At 57.4% G+C, this 7,229-nt stretch carries 7 protein-coding genes; all 7 read right to left on the bottom strand.

What is annotated here, in order from left to right:
* Positions 1-225 (bottom strand): transposase (locus tag FS320_RS02645; RefSeq protein WP_244626930.1); only part of this gene is annotated, 225 nt, incomplete at its 3' end.
* A gap of 116 nt (positions 226-341) precedes the next feature.
* Complete coding sequence (locus tag FS320_RS02635; protein WP_152709057.1) at positions 342-1,688, bottom strand: M10 family metallopeptidase C-terminal domain-containing protein; 1,347 nt, start codon at positions 1,686-1,688, stop codon at positions 342-344.
* 382 nt (positions 1,689-2,070) lie between these two features.
* Positions 2,071-3,087: a phosphatase PAP2 family protein gene (locus FS320_RS02630; protein ID WP_162002997.1), complete on the bottom strand. Its 1,017-nt coding sequence runs from the start codon at positions 3,085-3,087 to the stop codon at positions 2,071-2,073.
* A gap of 4 nt (positions 3,088-3,091) precedes the next feature.
* On the bottom strand, positions 3,092-3,886 hold the full coding sequence (locus FS320_RS02625) for a tetratricopeptide repeat protein (RefSeq protein WP_152709055.1): 795 nt from the start codon (positions 3,884-3,886) through the stop codon (positions 3,092-3,094).
* Positions 3,887-3,934: 48 nt separating this feature from the next.
* Entirely contained in the window at positions 3,935-4,669 is a 735-nt protein-coding gene (locus FS320_RS02620) for a type II secretion system F family protein (RefSeq protein WP_162002998.1), read from the bottom strand.
* A 204-nt stretch (positions 4,670-4,873) separates the two neighbouring features.
* Complete coding sequence (locus tag FS320_RS02615; RefSeq protein WP_152709053.1) at positions 4,874-5,854, bottom strand: type II secretion system F family protein; 981 nt, start codon at positions 5,852-5,854, stop codon at positions 4,874-4,876.
* Positions 5,854-7,203, bottom strand: coding sequence for a TadA family conjugal transfer-associated ATPase (locus FS320_RS02610; RefSeq protein ID WP_244626929.1), 1,350 nt, complete (start codon positions 7,201-7,203; stop codon positions 5,854-5,856). Before FS320_RS02610 ends, FS320_RS02615 begins: the two co-directional genes overlap by 1 nt.
* Positions 7,204-7,229 lie beyond the last annotated feature (26 nt).

Raw genomic sequence — 7,229 nt, 5'->3', positions numbered from 1 at the left:
CAGTTGCCACGCTCGTGCGAGCCGGCGCCATTCATATAACTGCGAGCGCGATATTCCATGTCGCCGCGCCGTCGTCGCACACAAGCCAGGTTCCGAATAGCTCTCCGCGACAATCTGGAGCTTCATCTCTTTGCTAAAACGACGACGCCGACCCGTATCGACAATCTCAACTCGATCCATAGCCGCACTGTCCTTTTTGACGTCAATAAGGACAGTCAGTGCCAAATCCGACAATTCCTACAAGGCGGCCCACCTCGGATGCGTACGTTTAAAGCGACCGGCAATATAAAAGGCCCGCCGGGTGCCCGGCGAGCCTAGGAGACTTGAGCTAGTTGAGCGGCTTAGAGCAGGAAGTAATCGCTCTTCATCAAGTTGACCCCGGCAACGCCGAAATAGTGGTCAGCAACATTGTCGCCGTCAAAGTCGAAAACGAGCTTGTCGGAGACCTTGTTGTAGTAGAACTCCCCTTTCCGTCCGGCCGAGAAGTGGTCGTCCGTCGCGAAATTGCCAGTGAACTTGAGCTTCTGACGGCCGGCGGCATCAGGATTGGCGTCCATGCCGCGGAAGTCGATCTTATCGGACTTCGTGAAATCCCTAATCCGATCGAAGGAAGTGAGATCGCCGAGGTGGTCCGGTGCCGAGAAGGTGAACCGATCCGAGCCTGATCCACCGATGAGTACGTCAGCACCCCAGCCACCGATGAGCTGATCGTTGCCACTGCTGGCGTTGAGATAGTCATTCCCTAGGCCGCCATTCAGGACGTCGTTCCCGGCCTGCCCATAAAGACGATCGTCTCCAGCGTCACCGGTGATCCGGTCATTGCCAGAGCCACCGAGCATCTTATTGGCAAGGCCGTTGCCTGACAGGTTGTCGTTGTAACGGCTTCCGGTCAGGTTCTCGATGTCAGCGGAATTGCTGAGAATGACTTGGCCATCCTTCGAGAGCGAACTCGACTTGGAACCGATGTAGTTCCAGGAACCGTTGTCGAGATCGATCTTCACGGCTTTCTTGGCACTGGCCGCCGAAATCGTATCGATTCCGCCACCATCCCAGATCAGCTTGTCCTTGCCGAACACGTAGGTGTTGTTGCCTGTGCGGGCAGGGGCGGCGCCATAGATCTCCTGCAGCGCCAGGATATCGAACGGACCGAGCTTATTAACGGCATTGCCCTGATAAGACATGACCGTATTGGAACGGTTATCGTCCGCGCGGCTGAGGCGGTGCTGCCCTTCGTCCGTGTGGTCGAGGCCCAGGACGTGGCCGACCTCGTGGAGCACGTTCTGGGTCGTCAGGCCCAAGCGGCTATCGAGCCAAACCTGCGACTGCATCGTCACATCACCGGTGGCCTTCCAGCTGTCGAGCGGATCGGCGTAGCCAATCGTCATGCCAGGAATGTTGTACTGGCCAAAGGCGAAGTCGGAGTCAGCCTGGGTCGTCTCCACGAAGGCGACGTTGGCCACGGAGGAGATCATGGCCAGTGCCTTCCTGACCACAGCGCGTTCTGACGCTGAGTAGGCCTCGAACGACGACGCCGGGTTACCGTTGCCGGTCCAGTAGGTTTCCGGCAGCGCCGTCATAAAGCTGTAGGTAAGAACGACGCCCTCTCCGTCTGCCTTGTTCGGGTAGGGACGGACAACGGCGGAATCCGCCCGCTCGTTACGAAGGGCAAGGATGTACTTCTGGGTCATGGTGTGGATCGTTTCTTGTTGGCTGAGCGGAGAGCTCCGTCCGGACCGGACGGTCCATCAAATCTTTCGTTGAAACCAGGGACAGGTAGTTCGTCATGCGGGCGTCTAACCTATTTTGGAGTTTCTAATTGGTCGATACAAAAAAGCCGTTAATGGCAATTTTCCACGACCGCGAAGAGGATCTGAAAGGGGGAGAGGTGGCTTAGACCTCGGTTGGACCGTTAACTCAGGGCGGTTCTCCTCATTGTTGGGTTTGCCGGGACGGCAAGTTCACTGTTCCGAATACAAAAAAGGCCCGCTTTGCGGGAAAGCGGGCTCTAGGCAGCTCTTCGATTCGGCGGACCTCGGGATCTTGGTCATTCGCCGGGAAGGAGGCTCGCCATCATTCCAATCGAGGCCTGATGGTTCGTCTGGCGGCCTCCGGAGCTAGCTCAGGGAGGCGGCGCCCGACGCTGGCTTCAAGGATCCTGGATACAACTGATGGATTGAATCGGACAATTCGATCGGCCGTCCACCATGAGACTAACGCCACAGCGGTCCCGGCCAGAACGTCAACCAGGAAGTGCGATCCCTCAAGAGTGACGGATGTTATCAGCACTACGTTCAGCGCCGCGAAGATCCAGCGGAGGTAGGGTACCTGCCAGAAGGCAAGGAACAGGAGGACGCCGCTCGCCGTATGGAAGCTGGGAAACGTCACCAGACCTTGGGCTCCGCTCAGATCGACAAGGCGCATCGAGCCGTCACGGAGAGCAGTAACCTGGCTTGCAAATTCGAGCGGGACCGCGAGAACGATGTTTGGATAATCTGACGGGACGATGTTGTAATAGACCAGAGGGCTCAACGCCGGCATCATCGCCGAAATGGAGACTGTGGCGGTCGCCGCGATCCCGAACGCAATCAGGAATGTATCAAGGGTCTTGAATGCTCGGGCCGTCACCAGAGCCACGACGACCCCTATAAACTGCGGGATCATGGAGTGGTAGGCAGCTGCGAGGACCAGGTGGACCCGAGGGTGGGAATTCAGAACCAGAAGCCAGTCCTTCCAGTGGAAGCCGAGGGCTTTGTCCCACATATCGAAAACCTCATCCCACAGGGGCCTGTTCAAGGCCGCGGCCAGATAGGACAGCGACCCACAAAGAAAGGATAAAAGGAAGAGTTCGACCATACCGCGGGAGAGGCGCGCAATGCGCTCGTCGGGACGATTGAACGTATAGAACGCCCAAAGAGACAGCCCGACGGCTGATGCCAAAACCGCAAGCACCAAGTCTGAGGGATTGATACGGACCAATCCGAGAACGGCCATGACAAAATAGGCGCAGAAAAGGGAGCTGATGATGCTCCATAAAAAAAGGCTCGGAAAATCCAAGCCTTGGCGCCTTATGGGGGCGATGGAGGTCACGATGCTAGTTCCGCTTTTTCGCCTTGGGGGCGGACGTGGGGGCTGGTACGGCGTCGGCGACCATCGTCTCGCTTCGGCCAGACATCTCCTTGAGATAGCCCATGCTGGCCTCAATCTGATCAGCCGGAACATGGTCGGCCAGAACCTTTTTGGCTTCCTGATGCTTACCTTGCAAGGACAGGACGACCGCGAGGTTCTGGAAAACACGAGCGTCGGCTGAAGAACTGCCCGCCGCTTGGCGGAGACTAGCTTCCGCCTGACCGTACTGCTTGGTCATGGCATACGAGAGGCCGAGATTGGTCAATACGCCCGGGTCTCCGGGTGTAATGAGAAGAGCCTGCTGATAGAAGTGCCGGGCTTTCTCATGTTCTCCGATTTTGTCAGCAACTACACCCTGAGCTGACAGGACCTGCCAGTCCGGGTTGTCCGCAGTGTGAGACTCGGCGAGGACGTTTGCGGCCTCTTCATAGCGCCCGATGGCGATCAGTGATTTGCCGTAGGCCGCCATCGCCGCTTTATTGCCGTCGGACTTCAAAACTGCCTGCTGGAGAACAGCAGCTGCCTGCTCGTGTCGACCGCTCTGAGTAAGACCCTTGGCGTAGTTGATAGCCGCTGTCGGATCCTCCGCCGACTGCTGGTAATTGCTGGCGAGATCGGAAAGATCCGCACGAGCGCTCTTGTCAATCGATGAGGTATAGGCCGCACTCGATAGAGACTGATCCTCCGCTTTCATGCTGGCGCAGGCCGAAAGGGAAACGCTGAGGGCGCTTGCAACAAGGAGACGTTTGAAAAAGACCATCTGCGGAGATTCCAGATTTCTAATGGGGTTTGTGAAAACCAATATACCCTACTTCCAACCCATTGCGGCAATAACGCCAGGCCAACCAAGCAGGAAAAGCATCACCGGCAGGAAGAATGCGATCATCGGGACAGTGAGCTTCGGGCCCAGCGAGGCGGCCTTTTTCTCTGCAGCCGTCATACGACGATCGCGGCTGTCCTGGGCCAAGGTCCTTAGCGCCTGTCCGATGGGGGTACCAACCCGTTCAGCCTGGGTAAGCGACACTGCGACGTTCTTTACGTCTTCAAGCCCCGTGCGTTCGCCGAGATTGGTGTAGGCCTGAGCGCGATCCGCCAAGTGTGACAGTTCGGCCAGTGTATATGTCAGCTCCTCCGCAAGTGCCTTGGATTGGATATCGATTTCCTGAGACACTTTGCGGAAAGTCATCTCGATAGTCATACCGGCTTCGACGCAGATCAGCATCAAATCGAGGCAATCGGGCCAAGCCTTTCTGATTTCATCCTGGCGCTTGATGAGAGCGTTCTTAATGTAAATGTCCGGCAGTTTGAGCCCAAAGAGGGCAGCCAGCAGCACACCGCCGATCTGCATCGGCAGCTCGACATCGAATGTGTTGAGGCCGAAGAGGTGGATGACAGAAAACAACGCGACGATGACAGGGCAGGCGAACCGAGCGAACAAGTACATAGTCTCGCTGGTTGGTGTCCTGAAGCCAGCCTGGATCAGTCGCTCCTTGTGATCGTCGGAGCCGAGGTGCTTCCTCAAGTCGAGAGAGTTGACCGCCATGAGGGCTAGAGACCGCAGGGGAGGGGTGACGTGCCTGCGCTTTGGTCCATCCTTGGAAAATTCGTAATGGACGGACTTGATGTCCTGAAGACGCCGCTTGTAGGCGGCGTCTTCGCTGGAGAAGGCTGGCAGATTCATGGCGATTAGGCAGCCAATGAGGACCAAACCGAGAAGTAGGATGATGGGGGAGAGGCTCAACACGGATTAAATCTCGAAATTTGACATCTTCTTGATGATGAAGGCACCCAACCCGATCCAGCAAACTGCCCCAGCCAGACCCATTAGGCCGACATTGGTGTTCCATAGAGGGGCCACGTAATCTGGGGACGAGTATTGGAGAGAACCCAGGACGAAGACCGGAAGTGCGCCGATGATTCCCGATGAGGTCTTCGCCTCCGCGCTGTAGGCGGAAATCTTCGCCTTCATCTGTTTGCGCTGCCGAACAACCTTCGAAAGACCATCCATGATCTCTGCCAGCTTGCCGCCGGTCTTTGACTGAAGCACGATGGCGATGGCGAAGAAGTTGGCTTCCGAGATCGGCATACGTTCGGTGAGCTTTTGCACGGCATCGCTAAGGCTCAAGCCGTATCGTTGTGCCTCACTGATTGCTAGGAACTCGCTCCTCACAGGCTCCTTCGTCTCACGGCCGATGATTTCAAAGCACTGGTTTGGGCCGAGACCCGCCCTTACGCCCCGGACGAGAATATCAAGTGCGTTCGGGAGTTCAGCGACGAAGGCTGCAAAGCGCTTGGCGCGGGCGCGTTTGACATACCATTTGGGCACAATCCATCCGGTCAAGCCAGCAAAGGCCGCGGCTGCATAGATGTTCCTCAAGGCGATGAAGACAACTAGACCGAGCACAAGACCGACGAGCAGCGAATACAGCTGAAATTGCTGTTTGGACCACGGAAGACCTGCTTGCTCCAGCAATGTCTCGATCCCGAGGTCCTTTTTTGCTTCCCCACGTTTGCGGAGATCCCTAAGGCCTTCTGCAATGGCCTGGCGTCTCATTGCCTCGCGAGAGCGCTCCTGCCGGGATTGCTTGGAAACGGCCGGGTTCTTGATGAGAGCGCGGCGCCGCTTGTCTGTCCTCGATTCTCCCGTGAGGCGGGGTAGGATGACGGCTAAGGCTATGGCCGCAAGCGTCACGACCACAAGGAGGGGGAGTACAAGACTGCTGTTCATCAGCCTTCCCCTGCTCTCTTTAAGGCAGCCGACAGCGCGTCTTCCTCGTTGTAGTACTTGGCGCGGTCCCAGAAGTGTGGCTTCACGATCCCCTGGCCCTTGTGACGGCCAACGATCTTTCCACGGTGATCTTCGCCCTCGATCTCGAAGACGAGAAGATCCTGGGTCGTGATCGTTTCGGCCTCCATACCCACAACTTCGGTGATGTGAGTGATCCTGCGTGTACCGTCGCGCAGTCGCTTGGTCTGGATAATGATGTCCACCGCGTTGGCGATCATGTCTCGGATTGCCTTTTCCGACAGGTTCTTGCCCATCATGATCATAGACTCGAGACGGGAAAGGGCTTCGCGGGGCGTGTTGGCGTGGAGGGTACCCATGGAGCCGTCATGACCGGTGTTCATTGCCTGCAACAGGTCAAATGCCTCCGGTCCGCGCACTTCGCCGACGATGATACGTTCGGGACGCATACGCAGACAGTTGCGGATCAAGTCCTCCATCGTGATCTGGCCTTCGCCTTCGATATTGGGAGGGCGCGTTTCCAGCCGGACTACATGGCGCTGCTGCAGCTGCAGTTCCGCTGTGTCCTCGCAGGTGATGATGCGCTCGTCGGACTCGATATTGGCCGCCAGGCAGTTCAGGAGGGTAGTCTTGCCTGATCCGGTACCGCCTGAGACGACAACGTTGCAACGCGTCTTTCCGAGGATGCGCAGGATCTCCGCCCCTTCAGCCGAGATGGACCCGTACCGGACGAGGTCCTGCATCTTCAGCTTGTCCTTTTTGAACTTACGGATGGTGAGGGTCGGTCCGTCGATCGCAAGGGGAGGGATGATGACGTTAATACGAGATCCATCGGGCAGGCGCGCGTCGCAGATCGGCGAGTTGACGTCGACCCGTCGGCCAACGGCGCTGGCCATTCGGATGCAGATGTTCAGGAGCTCACCTTCATCCCGGAACTTGATGTTAGCGGGTTCGATTTTACCCTTAACTTCGATGAACGTCTCCTTGGTCCCGTTGACCATGATGTCGGCGATGTCGTCGCGGATTAGAAGAGGCTCAAGTGGTCCATAGCCTAGGATGTCATGAATGATGTCCTCCGCCATCGACTCCTTTTCAGGGCGTGAGAGGCTAATCTTCTGCACATCGATGTAGTCTAAGACGATACGGCGGATTTCCTGCTTGTGCTGGGCGGAATCACCCTGTGTCAGGTCGCGGCCAGAGATGGCGGTCAAGACGGAGGCTACGATGTCTTGTTTGTGGCGGTAGTAGGCCTCGGTCCGGCCAACCGGATCCGGGCCCGGGGGCGTTACCTGCAGCGGAGTACGCGGCTGGTCGGCGACCGGCTTGGGCATCGGGATAACGGTGGCAGTGTCAGACT

Origin of the sequence: Microvirga tunisiensis (genome assembly GCF_009296175.1) — a bacterium.
GTDB lineage: Bacteria > Pseudomonadota > Alphaproteobacteria > Rhizobiales > Beijerinckiaceae > Microvirga > Microvirga tunisiensis.
The sequence above is the reverse complement of the archived record's forward strand: the minus strand, read 5'-3'. Positions and strand labels throughout refer to the sequence as shown.

What these genes read in the sequence shown, in the direction of transcription:
- FS320_RS02635 (WP_152709057.1), bottom strand. Translation starts at nt 1,688, where the DNA reads ATGACCCAGAAGTACATCCTTGCCCTTCGTAACGAGCGGGCGGATTCC.
- FS320_RS02625 (WP_152709055.1), bottom strand. Translation starts at nt 3,886, where the DNA reads ATGGTCTTTTTCAAACGTCTCCTTGTTGCAAGCGCCCTCAGCGTTTCC.
- FS320_RS02620 (WP_162002998.1), bottom strand. Translation starts at nt 4,669, where the DNA reads ATGGCGGTCAACTCTCTCGACTTGAGGAAGCACCTCGGCTCCGACGAT.
- FS320_RS02615 (WP_152709053.1), bottom strand. Translation starts at nt 5,854, where the DNA reads ATGAACAGCAGTCTTGTACTCCCCCTCCTTGTGGTCGTGACGCTTGCG.
- FS320_RS02610 (WP_244626929.1), bottom strand. Translation starts at nt 7,203, where the DNA reads ATGCCCAAGCCGGTCGCCGACCAGCCGCGTACTCCGCTGCAGGTAACG.